The organism is Tepidiforma flava (assembly GCF_027594505.1).
GTDB classification, from domain to species: domain Bacteria; phylum Chloroflexota; class Dehalococcoidia; order Tepidiformales; family Tepidiformaceae; genus Tepidiforma; species Tepidiforma flava.
The window spans coordinates 205,728-221,703 of the sequence record NZ_CP115149.1 but is presented as its reverse complement, the minus strand read 5'-3'; the positions used below and the strand labels follow the sequence as shown (position 1 = coordinate 221,703).

The 15,976-nt window shown below is 70.4% G+C and carries 15 protein-coding genes and 6 pseudogenes; 17 read left to right on the top strand and 4 right to left on the bottom strand.

Annotation, left to right across the window (positions count from 1 at the left end; translation table 11 throughout):
- Positions 1 to 73 precede the first annotated feature (73 nt).
- From O0235_RS15325 to O0235_RS01495, 5 genes and pseudogenes are all read left to right on the top strand, one after another.
- Positions 74 to 397 carry an FAD binding domain-containing protein gene (locus tag O0235_RS15325; protein ID WP_373324401.1) on the top strand — a complete coding sequence of 108 codons (324 nt, stop codon included), beginning with the start codon at positions 74 to 76 and terminating at the stop codon, positions 395 to 397.
- A gap of 2 nt (positions 398 to 399) precedes the next feature.
- Positions 400 to 882, top strand: coding sequence for a (2Fe-2S)-binding protein (locus O0235_RS01510; protein WP_270056815.1), 483 nt, complete (start codon positions 400 to 402; stop codon positions 880 to 882).
- Positions 879 to 2,041: pseudogene (locus tag O0235_RS15320) on the top strand (xanthine dehydrogenase family protein molybdopterin-binding subunit); the annotation flags it as partial. The gene O0235_RS01510 and the pseudogene O0235_RS15320, both read left to right, overlap by 4 nt.
- An 81-nt stretch (positions 2,042 to 2,122) precedes the next feature.
- Positions 2,123 to 3,142, top strand: coding sequence for a xanthine dehydrogenase family protein molybdopterin-binding subunit (locus O0235_RS01500; protein WP_373324400.1), 1,020 nt, complete (start codon positions 2,123 to 2,125; stop codon positions 3,140 to 3,142).
- On the top strand, positions 3,142 to 3,405 hold the full coding sequence (locus O0235_RS01495; protein WP_270056813.1) for a MoaD/ThiS family protein: 264 nt from the start codon (positions 3,142 to 3,144) through the stop codon (positions 3,403 to 3,405). The genes O0235_RS01500 and O0235_RS01495 overlap by 1 nt, the downstream gene beginning before the upstream one ends.
- A gap of 12 nt (positions 3,406 to 3,417) precedes the next feature.
- Here O0235_RS01495 and O0235_RS01490 read toward each other — a convergent pair whose 3' ends face one another.
- Both O0235_RS01490 and O0235_RS01485 read right to left on the bottom strand, forming a co-directional pair.
- Positions 3,418 to 3,996 (bottom strand): nitroreductase family protein, encoded by a 579-nt coding sequence (locus O0235_RS01490; RefSeq protein ID WP_270056812.1) that lies wholly within the window; start codon positions 3,994 to 3,996, stop codon positions 3,418 to 3,420.
- A gap of 4 nt (positions 3,997 to 4,000) precedes the next feature.
- Positions 4,001 to 5,184 (bottom strand): annotated as a pseudogene (locus tag O0235_RS01485) (acyl-CoA dehydrogenase family protein).
- Positions 5,185 to 5,348: 164 nt separating this feature from the next.
- Between O0235_RS01485 and O0235_RS01480 the strand changes: the two are divergent.
- The 12 genes and pseudogenes from O0235_RS01480 (at position 5,349) to O0235_RS15305 (ending at position 14,993) form a co-directional block, all read left to right on the top strand.
- Positions 5,349 to 5,651 carry an urease subunit gamma gene (locus O0235_RS01480; RefSeq protein ID WP_270056811.1) on the top strand — a complete coding sequence of 101 codons (303 nt, stop codon included), beginning with the start codon at positions 5,349 to 5,351 and terminating at the stop codon, positions 5,649 to 5,651.
- On the top strand, positions 5,648 to 6,025 hold the full coding sequence (gene ureB, locus O0235_RS01475) for an urease subunit beta (protein ID WP_270056810.1): 378 nt from the start codon (positions 5,648 to 5,650) through the stop codon (positions 6,023 to 6,025). The genes O0235_RS01480 and ureB overlap by 4 nt, the downstream gene beginning before the upstream one ends.
- A pseudogene (locus O0235_RS01470) lies at positions 6,022 to 7,721 on the top strand (urease subunit alpha). Before ureB ends, O0235_RS01470 begins: the two are co-directional and overlap by 4 nt.
- A gap of 8 nt (positions 7,722 to 7,729) precedes the next feature.
- Entirely contained in the window at positions 7,730 to 7,999 is a 270-nt protein-coding gene (locus O0235_RS01465; protein WP_270056809.1) for a hypothetical protein, read from the top strand.
- A gap of 64 nt (positions 8,000 to 8,063) precedes the next feature.
- Positions 8,064 to 8,423, top strand: a complete 360-nt coding sequence (locus O0235_RS01460) for an urease accessory UreF family protein (protein WP_270058011.1) — start codon at positions 8,064 to 8,066, stop codon at positions 8,421 to 8,423.
- Complete coding sequence (locus O0235_RS01455) at positions 8,420 to 9,088, top strand: GTP-binding protein (RefSeq protein WP_308445655.1); 669 nt, start codon at positions 8,420 to 8,422, stop codon at positions 9,086 to 9,088. Before O0235_RS01460 ends, O0235_RS01455 begins: the two co-directional genes overlap by 4 nt.
- Positions 9,085 to 9,813 (top strand): urease accessory protein UreD, encoded by a 729-nt coding sequence (locus O0235_RS15315; protein WP_373324352.1) that lies wholly within the window; start codon positions 9,085 to 9,087, stop codon positions 9,811 to 9,813. The genes O0235_RS01455 and O0235_RS15315 overlap by 4 nt, the downstream gene beginning before the upstream one ends.
- A gap of 144 nt (positions 9,814 to 9,957) precedes the next feature.
- Positions 9,958 to 11,239, top strand: a pseudogene (gene urtA, locus O0235_RS15310) (urea ABC transporter substrate-binding protein); the annotation flags it as partial.
- 122 nt (positions 11,240 to 11,361) lie between these two features.
- Positions 11,362 to 12,260 (top strand): annotated as a pseudogene (gene urtB, locus O0235_RS01430) (urea ABC transporter permease subunit UrtB).
- Between the two features lie 37 nt (positions 12,261 to 12,297).
- A complete protein-coding gene (gene urtC / locus O0235_RS01425) occupies positions 12,298 to 14,004 on the top strand; it encodes an urea ABC transporter permease subunit UrtC (protein ID WP_308445665.1) in 1,707 nt (568 codons plus the stop codon).
- Positions 13,974 to 14,237 (top strand): ABC transporter ATP-binding protein C-terminal domain-containing protein, encoded by a 264-nt coding sequence (locus O0235_RS01420; RefSeq protein ID WP_270056806.1) that lies wholly within the window; start codon positions 13,974 to 13,976, stop codon positions 14,235 to 14,237. The genes urtC and O0235_RS01420 overlap by 31 nt, the downstream gene beginning before the upstream one ends.
- Positions 14,234 to 14,993, top strand: a pseudogene (locus O0235_RS15305) (ATP-binding cassette domain-containing protein). Before O0235_RS01420 ends, O0235_RS15305 begins: the two are co-directional and overlap by 4 nt.
- Here the strand turns inward: O0235_RS15305 and O0235_RS01410 are convergent.
- Together O0235_RS01410 and O0235_RS01405 are read right to left on the bottom strand one after the other, a co-directional pair.
- Complete coding sequence (locus O0235_RS01410) at positions 14,990 to 15,268, bottom strand: DUF6295 family protein (RefSeq protein WP_270056804.1); 279 nt, start codon at positions 15,266 to 15,268, stop codon at positions 14,990 to 14,992. The pseudogene O0235_RS15305 and the gene O0235_RS01410 sit on opposite strands and share 4 nt — an antisense overlap.
- Positions 15,196 to 15,918: a dienelactone hydrolase family protein gene (locus O0235_RS01405; protein WP_373324351.1), complete on the bottom strand. Its 723-nt coding sequence runs from the start codon at positions 15,916 to 15,918 to the stop codon at positions 15,196 to 15,198. The genes O0235_RS01410 and O0235_RS01405 overlap by 73 nt, the downstream gene beginning before the upstream one ends.
- Positions 15,919 to 15,976 lie beyond the last annotated feature (58 nt).

The following is a 15,976-nucleotide window of genomic DNA, read 5'->3' as shown; positions in this document are numbered from 1 at the left end:
CGTCTCCGTGCGCGTGCCGGCTCTGCCGCCGCGCGCGGCCGCCTTCTACCACCGCTTCATCCCCCGGAACGAAATGGATATCGCCGTCGCTTCCGCCGGCGTCTTCCTCGCGCTTGATGCAGCCGGGCGCATCGCCGATGCCCGCGTCGCCCTCGGCGCGGTCGCCCCGACTCCCATCCTCGTCCCGGCAGCCCGCGAAGCGCTCGTCGGCCGCGAACCCGGCGCGGAAGCCTTCGAAGCCGCCGGCGAGGCCGCCCGCGCCGCCGCCCGCCCCATCGATGACATGCGCGGCAGCGCGGCCCAGCGCCGGCACCTGAGCCGCGTCCTCACCGTCCGCGCCCTCGAGAACGCCCTCCGCCGCATCCGCGGCGGCCAGCCTGCAGGAGCCACCCACTGAGCATGAAACGCACCTACGTCCAGGCCCGCATCAACGGCGAAGAGCGCGACTTCCTCTGCGAACCCCGCCAGAGCCTCCTCGAAGTCCTCCGCGAAGAACTCGGCCTCACCGGCAGCAAAGAGGGTTGCAACAACGGCAACTGCGGCGCCTGCTCCGTTCTCATGAACGGCCGCGTCGTCAACGCCTGTTGCGTCCTGGGCGTCGAAGCCGACGGCGCCGACATCACCACCATCGAAGGCATCGCCCGCGGCGACCGCCTCCATCCCCTCCAGCAGGCCTTCCTCGAAGAAGCCGCCCTCCAGTGCGGCATCTGCACCCCCGGCTTCATCGTCTCCGCCAAGGCCCTGCTCGACCGCGAGCCCGACGCCGACGAGCGCCGCATCCGCTTCTGGCTCTCGGGCAACCTCTGCCGCTGCACCGGCTACGACAAGATCATCCGCGCCGTCCAGCGCGCCGCCGCCCAGCTCCAGGAGGCCCAGGCATGACGACCGTCGAAAAGCCCCAGTACCGCGTCATCGGCACCCGCCCCATCCGGCCGGACGGCGTCGAGAAGGTCACTGGCAAAGCCCTCTACGGCGCCGACGTCCGCCTGCCGGGCATGATCTACGGCAAAATCCTCCGCAGCCCCCACGCCCACGCCCGCATCCGCAGCATCGATACCTCGGCCGCGGAGCGTGCGCCCGGCGTCCTCGCCGTCGTCACCCACGCCGACCTCCCCACTGCCGCCGACCGCGTCGAAGAGCTCGGCGAGAGCGCCGTCAACGTCAAAGAAGTCTCCGAGAACATCCTCGCCTCCGAGAAAGTCCTCTACCGCGGCCACGCCGTCGCCGCCGTCGCCGCCACAAGCCCCCACCTCGCCGAGGAGGCGCTCAAGCTCATCCGCGTCGACTACGAGGTCCTCCCGCCCGTCCTCGACGTCCTCGATGCCATGCGCGAGGACGCGCCCCTCCTCGACGAGAACCGGCGCACGAAGACCCTCATGACCGGCGAACTGAGCGAAAAGCCGTCCAACGTCGCCAGCTACAACCGCTTCCAGGGCGGCGACATCGAGGCCGCCTTCGCCGAGGCCGACGTCATCGTCGAGCGCGAATTCCGCACGAAGATGGTCCACCAGGGCTATATCGAGCCCCAAAACTCGACCGCGAACTGGAACGCCGACGGCACGCTCACCATCTGGACCAGCACCCGGGCGCCTTCGCCGTGCGGAACCTCGTCGCCGAGGTGCTCAAGAAGCCCATCGCCCAGGTCAAAGTCGTCCCGATGGAAATCGGCGGCGGCTTCGGCGGCAAGCTCCCCATCTACCTCGACCCCGTCGCCGCCCTCCTCTCGAAGAAGAGCGGCCGCCCCGTCAAAATCGTCATGTCCCGCACCGAGGTCTTCGAGGCGACCGGCCCAACCTCCGGCACCGTCATCCGCGTCAAAGCCGCCGCGAAGGGCGACCGCCTCACCGCCGTCCGGGCCAGCCTCTTCTACGAGGCCGGCGCCTTCCCCGGCTCCTCCGTCGGCGCCGGCTCGATGACCATGCTCGCTCCCTACGACGTCGAGAACTTCGAACTCCACGCCTACGACGTCGTCGTCAACAAGCCCAAGACGGCCGCATACCGCGCCCCCGGTGCGCCCGCCGCCGCCTTCGCTATCGAAAGCGTCATCGACGAGCTCGCCCGTCATCAGAAGGTCGACCCGCTCGTCTTCCGCAAGGTCAACTCCGCCCGCAAGGGCACGAAGATGGTGAACGGCATCGCGTTTCCCCGCATCGGCCACGAGGAGTGCGTCGAAGCCGCGCTCAACTCCGACCACTACCGTTCGCCCATCGAAGGCCCCTACCGCGGCCGCGGCGTCGCTTCCGGCTACTGGTTCAACGGCGGCATGCAATCCTCCGTCGTCGTCGCCGTCAACACCGACGGGACCGTCAACCTCGTCGAAGGCTCGACCGACATCGGCGGCACCCGCGCCTCCCTCGCCATGCAGCTCGCCGAGACCCTCGGCATCCCGTACGAAGACATCCGCCCATCCGTCGTCGATACCGACTCCATCGGCCACAACGACGTCACCGGCGGCAGCCGCACGACCTTCGCGACCGGCATGGCCGTCTACGAAGCTGGCATGGCCGTGCGCCGCGAGATGATCGCCCGCGCCGCGAAGCTCTGGGGCCTCCCCGAAGACGACGTCGAATATGCCGACGGGGTCGTCCGCAGCAAGAAGGACGGCCGCCAGTTCACCTTCAAGGAGATCGCCGCCCAGTCGGCCCGCACCGGCGGCCCCATCACCGGCAAAGCGTCGCTCGTCGCCCGCGGCGTCGGCGGCGCCTACGGCACCCACATCGTCGACGTCGAAGTCGACCCCGAGACCGGCAAGGTCACCATCCTCCGCTACACCGCCGTCCAGGACGTCGGCACCGCCATCCACCCGTCCTACGTCGAAGGGCAAATCCAGGGCGGCGTCGTGCAGGGCATCGGCTGGGCCCTCAACGAAGAGTACGTCTTCGACGACGAGGGCCGGATGGTGAATTCGAGCTTCCTCGACTACCGCATGCCGACCGCGCTCGACGTGCCGATGATCGACACCATCCTCGTCGAAGTGCCGAACCCCGGCCATCCCTACGGCGTCCGCGGCGTCGGCGAAGTGCCCATCGTCCCGCCGCTCGCGGCCATCGCCAACGCCATCTACGACGCCACCGGCCACCGCTTCACCGAGCTCCCGATGTCGCCGCGCCGCATCGTCGAGGCGCTGAACGGCCTCGCCTGATGGCGCGCATCGTCATCCCTGCGGCCCTCCGCAATCTTTGCGGCGGGTCGCAGGAACTCGACGTTCCCGCGGCAACCGTCGATGAGCTACTGCGCGCCGTCGATGCGCGCTGCCCCGGCTTCTACGCCCGCGTCGTCGAGGACGGCCGGCTCCGCCCCGAACTCGCCTTCGCCGTCGACGGCGAAATCGCGCCGCTCGCCCTCCACGACGCGCTCGGCCCCGCAGCCGAGGTCACCATCGTCCCGGCGCTCGGCGGCGGCTGAGGCCCGCTCGCCTCACCACGCCTCGCCCCACCGCTCCCGGAAGGCCACCTCGCGCACTGGCCGGCGGCGGTTCCTGCCGTATGCGCGGTCCGGCCACCCGAGCGGGATGATGGCGTGCACGGCGGCATCCCCCGGCAGGCCGAGCAGCGCGCGCACCTCCTCCTCCCGCGCCTTCCAGCGCGTCGTCAGCACCGCGCCCAGCCCGGCCGCCTGCGCGGCGAGCAGCAGATTCTGCACCGCCGGGTAGATGGAGGCGCCGAGCGCCGCCGCCCCCGCCTCCCCGCTGCCGAACACATCGCGAGCCGAGCACACCGCGATGAGCACCGGGACCTCCTCCCACGGCGTCCGGTCCGGCGCGCCCGCCCCGTAGAACTGCCGTCCCAGCTCATCGAACAGCTCGCCCAGCCGCCGCTTCGTCTCCCGCTCGCGCACGACGACGAACCGCCACGGCTGGGCGTTCCGCGCGCTCGGCGCCCGGGTAGCCGCCCGAAGCAGCCGCTCGACGAGCTCATCCGGCACCTCCCGGCCGGTGAAGTGCCGGACCGCCCGCTGCCGTGCCGCGAACGCCTCGAACTCCTCCAGCGTCACCATCTCGCTACCCCCGCGGCAGCCCCAGCCCGCGCGTCGCGATGATGTTCCGCTGGATTTCGCTCGTCCCCGCCGCAATCGTGGCCGGAACGACCTGCATGTACTCCAGCGCCGCGCTCCTGCCGAGCACCCGCTCCGGGTCATCGAACTGCCGCAGCTGGCCCGCCATCCCCGTCAGGTGCATCTTCGTCAGCGCAATCCGCTGCGAAAGCTCCGAGCCGTACATCTTGCACATCGAGGCCTCCATGTTCGGGACGCCCCGCGCGCCTGCACGGAGATCACCACGAACGAGAGCAGCTCGCACACCGCTGTCTCCACCGCCCGGTCCGCCACCTCCAGCCGGTAGGCCGGCGCGACCGGCCGGCCAGCTGCCGTGCGCCCCCGCACGTACTTCGCCATCCGCTCCACGTTCTTCCGCGCCGCGATCGCCCGCGCGATGTTCGAACGCTCGAAATCGAGCGTGGTCGTTCCCACGTACCAGCCGCGATGCTCCTCGCCCACCCGGTTCCGCACCGGCACCCGCACGTCTTCGAAAAACACTTCGTTGAACACGTGCCCGTTCGCCATGTTGATCAGCGGCCGCACCGTAATCCCCGGCGACTTCATGTCGACCAGCAGGTAGCTGATGCCCCGGTGCTTCGGCGCATCCGGGTCGGTACGCACCAGCATGAACATCCAGTCCGCCCGGTGCGCCCCGGAGGTCCAGATCTTCTGCCCGTTCACGACGTACTCGTCGCCGTCGCGTACCGCCCGCGTCTGCAGCGACGCGAGGTCGCTGCCCGAGCCCGGCTCGCTGAAGCCCTGGCACCACGCCACTTCGCCCCGCAGCATCGGGGGCAGGTGTTCTGCCTTCTGCTCCTCCGTGCCGTGGAGCATGATCGTCGGCCCCACCAGGTTCAGCATCTGCCGGCTCGTCGGCGCCCCGGCCTCGTGCAGCTCCTGGCTCAGCACGAACTGCTCCAGCACCGACATGTCCGCGCCGCCGTACTTCTTCGGCCAGGCCGGCGCAATCCACCCGTTCTCGGCCAGCCGGTCCAGCCACCGCTTCACCCGGTCTTCGTCCTGCGGCGCCTCGAAGGGGCTCTCCTCCTCGTCTTCCGCCGGCGCGCCAGCGCGCCAGTGCTCATCGACGAAGGCCCGCACCTGCGGCGCCACGCGGCCAGTTCCGGCGAATCCCGGAATCTCATGCATCACACCCCGGGAAGTGCCGCGGATTCTACGCGAACGCCGTTCGCCCCGCACCGCCGCCCGCCACCGTTGCGTTCCTGTTACGAACCTGCGTCGCGGCCGCCGGTGAAACATGCCCGAAACTCCGCCCGCCTAGCTTGCTTCCATCCCCTTCGACAGGAGCAGCGATGCGGCTCACCGAGCGCGAAGTCGACAAACTCCTCATCACCCTCGCCGCCATGCTGGCGCGCGAGCGCCGCGCCCGCGGCCTCAAGCTCAACTACCCGGAGGCGGTCGCCGTCATCGCCTCCGGCCTCCTCGAGGCCGCCCGCGACGGCCGCTCCGTCGCCGAACTCATGGCCATGCAGGGCGCCTTCCTCACCCGCGACGACGTCCTCGAGGGCGTCCCCGAGATGATCGACAGTGTCCAGGTCGAGGCCACCTTCCCGGACGGCACCAAGCTCGTCACCCTCCACCAGCCGATCCCATGAGCGGACCCCACACCAGCGACCCCACCCTCCCCGGCGCCATCCTCTTCGGCGAAGGCGACATCGTCATCAATGCCGGCCGCGACGTCGTCGAACTCGAGGTCGTCAACACCGGCGACCGCGCCGTCCAGGTCGGCTCCCACTTCCACTTCTTCGAGGCCAACGCGGCTCTCCGCTTCGACCGCGCCGCCGCCTTCGGCCGCCGGCTCGACATCCCCGCCGGCACCGCCGTGCGCTTCGAAGCCGGGCAGTCCCACACCGTCCGGCTGGTCCCCTTCGGCGGCGCCCGCCGCATCATCGGCTTCAACCGGCTCGCCGAGGGCCGCTCGCCCGGTGAGGCGCTCGAAGCCGCCCGCGACCGGGGGTTCCTGCCGTGAGCCAGTCCCTCTCCCGCAGCCGCTACGCCCACCTCTACGGCCCCACCGCCGGCGACCGCATCCGTCTCGCCGATACCGACCTCTTCGCCCTGGTCGAGCGCGATTACCACACCCCGGGCGATGAAGCCTGCTTCGGCGGCGGCAAGAGCATCCGCGACGGCATGGCGCAAACCGCCTCCCCGGCGAAGCGCTCGACCTCGTCATCACGAACGCCGTCATCATCGACCACTGGGGCATCGTGAAAGCCGATATCGGCGTCCGCTGCGGCCTCATCGTCGGCATCGGCGCCGCCGGCAACCCGGACACGATGGACGGCGTCACGCCCGGCCTCGTCATCGGCCCCGGCACCGAAGTCATCGCCGGCGAACACCTCATCGCCACCCCCGGCGGCATCGATGCCCACATCCACTTCATCTGCCCCCAGCAGGTGGAAGAGGCGCTCACCAGCGGCGTCACCACGATGATCGGCGGCGGCACCGGCCCCGCGACCGGCACCAACGCGACCACCTGCACGCCCGGGCCCTGGAACATCGCCCGCATGCTCGAGGCCGCCGACACCTACCCGGTCAACATCGGCCTCCTCGGAAAGGGCAACACGTCCGATGTCACCGCTCTCTGGACGCAGGTCGAAGCCGGCGTCTGCGGCCTGAAGCTCCACGAAGACTGGGGCTCCACGCCGGCCGCCATCGATACCGCCCTCCGCGTCGCCGATGCCTTCGACATCCAGGTCGCCATCCACACCGACACCCTGAACGAGGCCGGCTTCGTCGAGTCCACCATCGCTGCCATCGGCGGCCGCACCATCCACACCTTCCACACCGAAGGCGCCGGCGGCGGCCACGCGCCCGACATCATCCGGGTCGCCGGCCTGCCGAACGTCCTCCCCTCGTCCACGAACCCGACCCGTCCCTTCACCGTGAACACCGTCCAGGAGCACCTGGACATGCTCATGGTATGCCACCACCTCAACCCGGCCGTGCCCGAAGACGTCGCCTTCGCCGAATCGCGCATCCGCGCCTCGACCATCGCCGCCGAGGATATCCTCCACGACCTCGGCGCCATCTCGATGATGTCGTCCGACAGCCAGGCGATGGGCCGCGCCGGGGAGGTCATCCTCCGCACCTGGCAGACCGCCGACAAGATGAAGCGGCAGCGCGGCCCGCTCCCGGGCGACCCGCCCGGCGCCGACAACGCCCGCATCAAGCGCTACATCGCCAAGTACACCATCAACCCCGCCGTCGCCCAGGGCATCAGCCACGTCGTCGGCGCCATCCAGCCCGGCCTCCTCGCCGATATCGTCCTCTGGAACCCGGCATTCTTCGGCGTCAAGCCCGAACTCGTCATCAAGGGCGGCATGATCGCCTGGGCTGCGATGGGCGACCCCGGCGCCAGCATCCCAACCCCGGAACCCGTCCGCTACCGGCCGATGTTCGGCAGCCGGGTGCCGTCGACCCGCCGGCTCTTCCTCTCGAAGGCCGCCGTCGATGCCGGCGTCCCGGCCCGCCTCGGCCTCCGCACCCCCGCCGTCGCGGTCGCCAACACCCGCGCCATCGGCAAGCGCGATATGGTGCACAACGACGCCTTGCCTGACATCCGTGTCGACCCGGAGACGTTCACGGTCACCGTCGACGGCGAGCCCGCCCTCTGTGACCCTGCGGCCGAGCTGCCGATGGCCCGCCGCTACTTCCTCTTCTGAGGCTGGCGATGGAGCGCGAAACCGGCACGCTCCCGCTGCTCCGCCTGCTCCAGCTCGCCGATTCGGCGTTTCCCATCGGGGCGTTCGCCTACAGCCACGGCCTCGAAACGCTCGCCGCCGAGGGCCGCCTTGCCGGCGAATCCGGCCTCGCCGACCTCCTCCGCCGCTACATCGCCGGGCCGGTGTGCGGCCAGCTTTGCCTGCCGCCCGCGCCGCGGCTGACGCCCGCTCCGACCGCGCCATCGCCCGCGCCGACGACCGGTTCGACGGTTCGCTGACGCTCCCCGGAGAGCGCACCGCGAGCGCCGCCATGGGCCGCCGCCTCATCGACCTCGCCCCGAAATCGCCGCGCACCTCCGCGACTGGTCCTACCGGGCCGCCGTCCTCAGCGGCGAATCCCCGGGCCACCATCCGATCGTCTTCGGCGCGCTCGCCGCCCGGCTCGGCGTGCCGCTGCGCGAGAGCCTCGCCGCTCTCGGGCTCGGCGCAGTGACCAGCCTCGTCAGCGCCGCCGCACGCCTCGGGCTCATCGGCCCTGCGGCCAGCGTCCGCCTCGCGGCCGGCGCAGGCCCGGCCCTCGCCGCCGCCGTCGACGCGGCGGTCAGCGGCCCGGCCCGGCGGGTGTTCGGCAGCTGGTTCCCCGAACTCGAAATCGCCGCCGCCCGTCACCCCAGCCTCCCCTTCAGGATGTTCGCCACATGACCGGTCTCCACCCCCACACCGAAATCCCCACCGCCCCGCGGTCCCGCCCCATCGACCCCCGCGGCATCGTCCGCATCGGCGTCGCCGGTCCCGTCGGCTCCGGCAAGACCGCCACCCTGCTCGCCCTTTGCCGCAAGCTCTACCCCTTGCTCGACCTCGCTGTCGTCACCAACGACATCTACACCGAAGAAGACGCCCGCATCCTCCGGTCGCACGCGGCCCTGCCCGACGACCGCATCATCGGCGTCGCCACCGGCGCCTGCCCCCACAGCGCCATCCGCGAGGACCCGTCCCTCAACCTCGCCGCCATCGACACCCTCGCGGCGCGCCACCCGCGGCTCGAACTCATCCTCATCGAAAGCGGGGCGATAACCTCTCGGCCACCTTCAGCCCCGAACTCGTCGACCGCATCATCTACGTCATCGATGTCGCCGGCGGCGACAAGATCCCGCGCAAAGGCGGGCCCGGCACCACCCGCGCCGACCTCCTCGTCATCAACAAAGGACCTGGCGCCCTACGTCGGCGCCAGCCTCGACGTGATGGAGCGCGCCGCCCGCGCCGCCCGCGGCGACCGCCCCATCCTCGTCACGAACATGAACGACCCGGCCGACCAGGCCGCCGTTGCTGCCTGGGTCACAGCGCAGGTCGCGGCCCTCCGGCAGTGACCTCCCGCGCCCGCCTCATCGTCGCCGCGGGAGCCCCCGCGCCTCGCCGAGGCGTACGCCGAGTCGCCCCAGCGCTGGACCCCGGGGCACGCCGAGGCCTCCTGGCGCATCATCTACCACCAGCTCCTCGGCGACGGCTGCTTCCCCGCCGACCGGCTGCTGACGTCGGTTGCGGTCTCCGGGGCGCCCGCGCGGTCGTCCGGGCCGCGGCAGCCACCCCGCTGCGCGCTGGCGCGCCGTCCGTCGCAGCTGCCCGGCTCAGGGTCGGCGCCGGCAGCGCGCTCATTTACGCCCCCGGCGCGCTCATCCCCCACGCCGGCGCCCGCCACCTCGCCGCGCTCGACGCCCGCGTCGAACCCGGCGGCTGCCTCGCGGTGGTGCAGGCATGGGCGCCCGGCCGAACCGCCCACGAGCGCGGCCGCTTCCACCATCTCCGCTCGCGGGTTCGCCTCGCGGTCGGCGCCCGCCTGCTCCTCCATGAGGACGTGACCGTCCGCGCCCCCGACTGGCCCGCAGGCGATCCCGTCGCCGTCACCATCTGCGCCATCGGCGATTGGGCCCCGGCCTGTCCCGACTGGTGGAAGCCCGCGCTCGAACCCCTTCCGTACGCTGCCGCGAATCCCCTGCGCGGCGGCGCCATCGTTCGCGCCCTCTTCCCGGCGCTCGGCGCCGCGGCGGCGTTCGTCGAGGGAGTGTTGAGGTTATGCGCAAATCCCTCGACATGAAGATTTGTTCATCGCCGGGAAAATTCCCCGAAACACTCCCGAAAGACGACTGAAACGAACCATTCCTACCTTTCCTGCATGCCCGGGCGATCCAGGGTTCGCACATCAGGCGGTCCGGGCAACAACGGAGAGGAGTTCTTTCGCATGACCAGTGACCCGAAAAACAACTACTGGCTCCGCCGGCGCTTCGGCCGCCGGACCTTCGTCAAGGCCGGCGCAGCGCTCGCCGTCTCCCCGGCCATCGCCTCCATCGCTGCTGCCTGCGGCGGCGATGACGACGATACCGCGCCCGCCTCGGGCGGCTCCGGCGGCTCGTCCGGCGACACCATCCGCGTCGGCATCCTCCACTCCCTGAGCGGCACCATGGCCGTCTCCGAGGTCGCCGTCCGCGACGCCGACCTCATGGCCATCGAAGAGATCAACGCCGCCGGCGGCGTCCTCGGCAAGAAGCTCGAGCCCCGCGTCGAAGACGGCGCATCCGACTGGCCCACCTTCGCCGAGAAAGCCAAGAAGCTCATCCAGAGCGATAAGGTCGCCGTCACCTTCGGCTGCTGGACCTCCGCCTCCCGCAAAGCCGTCCTGCCCGTCTTCGAATCGAACAAGGCCCTCCTCTACTACCCGGTCCAGTACGAAGGCCTCGAATCCTCGCCCTACATCTTCTACACCGGCGCCACCACCAACCAGCAGATCGTCCCGTCGGTCGAATACCTCCTCGAACAGGGGAAGAAGAACTTCTTCCTCGTCGGCTCCGACTACGTCTTCCGCGCACGGCCAACAAAATCATCAAGGCGCAGCTCGCGGCGTCCGGCGGCAAAGTCATCGCGGAAGAGTACACGCCCTCGGCCACACCGAGTACGCGACGCTCATCGCCAAGATCAAGTCGTCGAACGCCGACGTCATCTACAACACCCTCAACGGCGACTCCAACGTCGCCTTCTTCAAACAGCTCCGCGATGCCGGCATCAAGGCCTCGGACCTCACCACGATGTCCGTCTCCATCGCCGAGGAGGAGGCTGCGGCCATCGGCGGTGACGTCATGGAAGGCCATCTCGTCGCCTGGAACTACTTCCAGACGGTCAAGACTCCGGAGAACGAGAAGTTCGTGCCCGCCTACCACGCCTTCACCGAGAAATCCGGCAAGAAGCGCCCGACCTCCGACCCGGTCGAAGCCGCCTACATCTCCGTCCACCTCTGGGCCATGGCCGCCAACAAGGCCGGCACGACCGACGTCGAAAAGGTCAAGGAGGCGATGGCCAACCTCGAATTCGCCGCCCCCGAAGGCCCCGTCAAGGTCCACCCCACCAACCACCACATCTCCAAGACGGTCCGCATCGGCCGCATCCGGCGCGACGCCCTGATCGACGAAATCTGGGCGACCCCCGGGCCGGTCGAGCCGGACCCGTACCTCGAAACCTACCCTGGGGCGCCGAGTTCGCCAAGGAAAAGAAGTCCTAGCCCGCTGCCTCCCGGGCGCTGCCTGGCGGGGGCAGGATGCCTGCCCCCGCCCCTGTATTTCCGCAAGCACCGGCTCTTCGACGGAGGGACACCATGGATATCTGGCTTCAACAACTCTTCAACGGCGTGAGCCTCGGGTCGATTCTCCTGCTCGTCGCCATCGGCCTGGCGTTCTCCTTCGGCCTCATGAACGTCATCAACATGGCCCACGGCGAGATGATCATGATTGGCGCCTACTGCGCCTACCTCGCCCAGCAGCTCCTCGAAGGGCCGCTCGGGTCCAGCGCCCCCGACATCAGCTTCCTCCTCGCGCTGCCGGCCGCGTTCGCCGTCGCCGGGCTCGTCGGCATGGGCCTCGAAGTGACGCTCATCCGCCGGCTCTACGGCCGGCCGCTGGATACGCTGCTCGCCACCTGGGCGTCAGCCTCGTCCTCCAGCAGCTCGCCCGCTCCATCTTCGGCGCGCCGAACGTCCAGGTCACGACCCCGTCCTGGCTCCAGGGCGGCATCGCTGTCACCGGCAGCTTCACCATGCCGTACATCCGTCTCTTCATCATCGCGATGGTCCTCGCCGCGGTCGCCCTCGTCTGGCTCTACCTCGTGCGGACCGCCGCCGGCCGCCGCACCCGCGCCACCATGCAGAACCGCGAGGTCGCCGCCGCGCTCGGCGTCCGCACGCCCCGCGTGGACATGCTGACCTTCGGCCTCGGCTCCGGCCTGGCGGGCCTCGCCGGGTGCGCCCTCGCCCTCCTCGGCCCCATCGGCCCCTCGCTGGGCACCTACTACATCGTCGATTCGTTCCTCGTCGTCATCCTCGGCGGCATCGGGCAAGTCGTCGGCACGGCCATCGCCGCCCTCGCCATCGGCGGCGCCAACGCCCTCCTCGAATTCCAGCTCAGCGCCTCCGTCGCGAAGGTCCTCGTCTTCGCGCTCGTCATCGCCTTCCTCCAGTGGCGGCCGGCCGGCATCATCGCCCGCCGCGCGGCCCGCTGAGGAGCGCCCGCATGGCAGCTGCAGCCGCTCGCGTCACATCCCCGGGACCGGTCCGCGCGACCTGCTCCGCCTCGCCGGTCCGCTCGTCCCCATTCTCCTGACTGGCGCCATCCTGTTCCTCGCGCCGGCCTTTCTCTCCGACTTCCGGCAGAACCTGCTGGCGAAGTTCCTCTGCTTCGCCATCCTGGCTATCGGCATCGACCTCCTCTGGGGCTACGCCGGCATGCTCAGCCTCGGCCACGGCGTCTGGTTCGGCCTCGGCGGCTACGCCATGGGCATGTACCTCAAGATGGAAGACGCCGACGGCCGCCTGCCCGACTTCATGAACTGGAGCGGCCTCACGTCCGTCCCCTGGTTCTGGAAGCCGTTCGAACATGCCTGGTTCGCCCTCCCCGCCGCCGTCCTCGGCCCCGGCATCATCGCCTACGTCGTCGGCTACCTCGTCTTTCGGAGCCGGGTCAAGGGGGCGTACTTCTCCATCATCACCCAGGCCCTCGCCCTCATCCTCTCCATCTTCTTCGTCGGCCAGCAGCAGTACACCGGCGGCACCAACGGCCTCACCAATTTCAGCACCCTCTTCGGGTTCAGCCTCGCCGACCGCGCCACACAGGACGCGCTCTATTACCTCACCGTCGCCACCCTCCTCGCCACGATGCTCTTCGCCACGTGGCTCACCCGCGCGCCGCTCGGCCGGCTCCTCATCGCCATCCGCGACGACGAGGACCGCGTCCGCTTCTCCGGCCACAACGTGACGCTCCTGAAAGCCGCAGTCTTCGCGGTCTCCGCCGCGCTCGCCGGGCTCGCCGGCGCCCTCTACGTGCCCCAGGTCGGCATCATTTCGCCAGCCAACATGGGCATCGTCCCGTCCATCGAATTCGTGCTCCTCGTCGCCGTCGGCGGCCGCGCCACCATCACCGGCGCCGTCATCGGCGCCATCCTCGTCAGCTGGGCGCGGAGCATCCTCAGCGAGAACTACCCGGATACCTGGCTCTACTTCTTCGGCGCGCTGTTCATCGCCAGCGTGCTCCTCTTCCCTGCCGGCATCGTCGGCACCTGGCGCAGCCTGGTCCGCCACCGCCGCCTGCCCATCCGCCGGCCGCCCTTCCGCACCCCCGCCGCCGTCCGGCTGGAATCCCCGGAGCATCCCATGAGTGAGGCCATCCTCAATATCGAAAACCTCTGCGTCTCCTTCGACGGCTTCCCCGTCCTCGATGACCTCAGCCTCCTCGTCGCCCGCGGCGAACTCCGCTTCCTCATCGGCCCCAACGGCGCCGGCAAGACGACCCTCATGGACGTCATCTCCGGCAAAGTCCGCGCCCGCTCCGGCCGCGTCCTCTTCGACCCGGCCGTCCCGGCGTCCGGCGACCCCCACCCCTCGACCATCGAGGTCCACGGCGAAATCCGCTTCGAAGGGCTCGACCTCGCCCGCATGCGCGAAGACGCCATCGTCCGCGCGGGCATCGCCCGCAAGTTCCAGACACCCTCCGTCTTCAACAGCCTCACCGTCGCCGAGAACGTCGCCGTCGCCGCCGCCTACCGCGACCGCTTCCTCCGCCAGCTCTTTCCGCCTTCGGCGGCCCGCCGCGAACGCGTCACCCGCGCGCTCGAAGACGTCGCCCTCCTCCACCGGGCCGACGTCCCGGCCGGCGCGCTCTCCACGGCGAACGCCAGTGGCTCGAAATCGCCATGCTCCTCGTCCAGTCGCCCCGGATCATGCTCCTCGACGAGCCGATCGCCGGCATGACCCGGCAGGAGCGCGAGCGGACCGGCGAACTCCTCCACCGCCTCGCCGGCGCTCACACCATCATCATCACGGAGCACGACATGGAGTTCGTTCGCGAATTCGCCCGCACCGTCACGGTGCTCCACATGGGCCGCGTCCTGCGCGAAGGCCCCATCGACGAGATCCAGCGCGACCCGGTCGTCCGCGAGGTCTACCTCGGGCGCCAGAAGGCCGCCGCCGGGGATGCCGCATGACCCCGCCCCTCCTCGACCGCCTGCCCTTGACCCGCCCCGCTCCGCCGCCCGTCCCCATGGACGGCGCCCTCCTCCGCATCGACCGCCTCTCCCTCGCCTACGGCCAGGTCGAGGTCGTCCGCGGGGTCAGCCTCAGCGTCGCTCCCGGCCAGGTCGTCTGCGTCATGGGCCGCAACGGCGCCGGCAAGACCACGCTGATGAAGGGCATCATCGGCGCCCTCCGCGCCCGCTCCGGCCGCATCCTCTTCGACGGCCGCGACCTCACCGCCCGGCCATCGTTCGACCGTGCGCGCGCCGGCATCGGCTACGTGCCCCAGGGCGCGGCATCTTCCCCAGCTGTCCGTCCTCGAGAATCTCCTCCTCGGCCTCGAACCTCGCGGCGGCCGCGACGACGGCCGGCTCGAGGAGGTCTTCGAGCTCTTCCCCGTCCTCCGGCAGATGGCGAAACGCACCGCCGGCGTCCTCTCCGGCGGCCAGCAGCAGCAGCTCGCCATCGGCCGCGCCCTCATGGGCCGGCCCCGCCTCCTCCTCCTCGATGAGCCCACGGAGGGCATCCAGCCGAACATCGTCGAGCAGATCGAGGGCGTCATCGCCTCGCTCAAGGGCCAGGTCGCCGTGCTCCTCGTCGAGCAGTTCCTCGACTTCGCCCTCGCCAACGCCGACTACTGCTGCGTGCTCGAAAGCGGCGCCGTCACCATGGAGGGTCCGCCTGCGTCCCTCGAGGCCGAGCGGCTCCGCGAGGCGCTCGCCGTCTAGCCCCGGGCCGCGCCGCCCGATTCGTACGCCTCTGCCTCGGCGCACGCCGCGAGCAGCGCCTCCGCGAGCGCCCGCGCCGAGGCCACCGTCAGCTCGACCCCCACTCGCGCGTCCAGCCCGCCAGCCTCATCGACGAAGTCCACCGTCACCGCGTGTTCGAGGTCGATGTGGAACGGGTGGTCGTAGGTGACGTTCGCCCGCGTCACCGGGAACCAGCCCTTCCGCCCGAACCCTGCGCCCTCGAGCTGCGTGTGGATGAGGATGTTCGTGCACATCGCCGTCCCTCCCATTCAGCCGAGGTGCTGGCGGAAGAAGCTGATGACCTTCTTCCAGCCGTCGACCGCCTGCTCGGCCCGGTAGGCCGCCGGCCGGTCGTGGTAAAGAAGCCGTGCCCGGCGCCGGCGTACATATGGAACTCGTACTGCTTGCCGTGCCGCTGCAGCGCTTCCTCGTGCTGCCGCACCTGCTCTGGCGACGGCGCCCGGTCCTCTTCGCCGAACAGGCCCAGCAGCGGGCACGAGAGCCGCTCCGTGTAGTCGATCGGCGCCACCGGCCGCTTTTCCGTCAGGTCCTCCGGCCGCATCACCACGCCGCCGCCCCAGAGGTCCACGCACGCGTCGAACGGTTCGAGGCAGGCGGCCAGGTACGCATGCCGCCCGCCCGAGCAGGTGCCGGTCACGCCCACCTTCCCGTTCGATTGCGGCAGCGCGCGCAGGAAGTCCCTGCACGCCGCCGCATCAGCGACTACCTGCGCGTCCGGCACGCCGCCCTCCGCCCGGACCTTCGCCGCCACGTCCTCCGGCGCCCCCGTGCCGGCCCGGCAGTAGAGGTCTGGCGCCGCCACCATGAAGCCGTGGTGCGCCAGCTTCCGGCAGGCCTCCTTCGTCCACTCGTCCCAGCCCGGCATGTGGTGCAGCCACACCACCCCGGGAACGGCCCCGGCCCGAGCGGGCGCACGAAATACACCGAAATCCAGTCGCCCC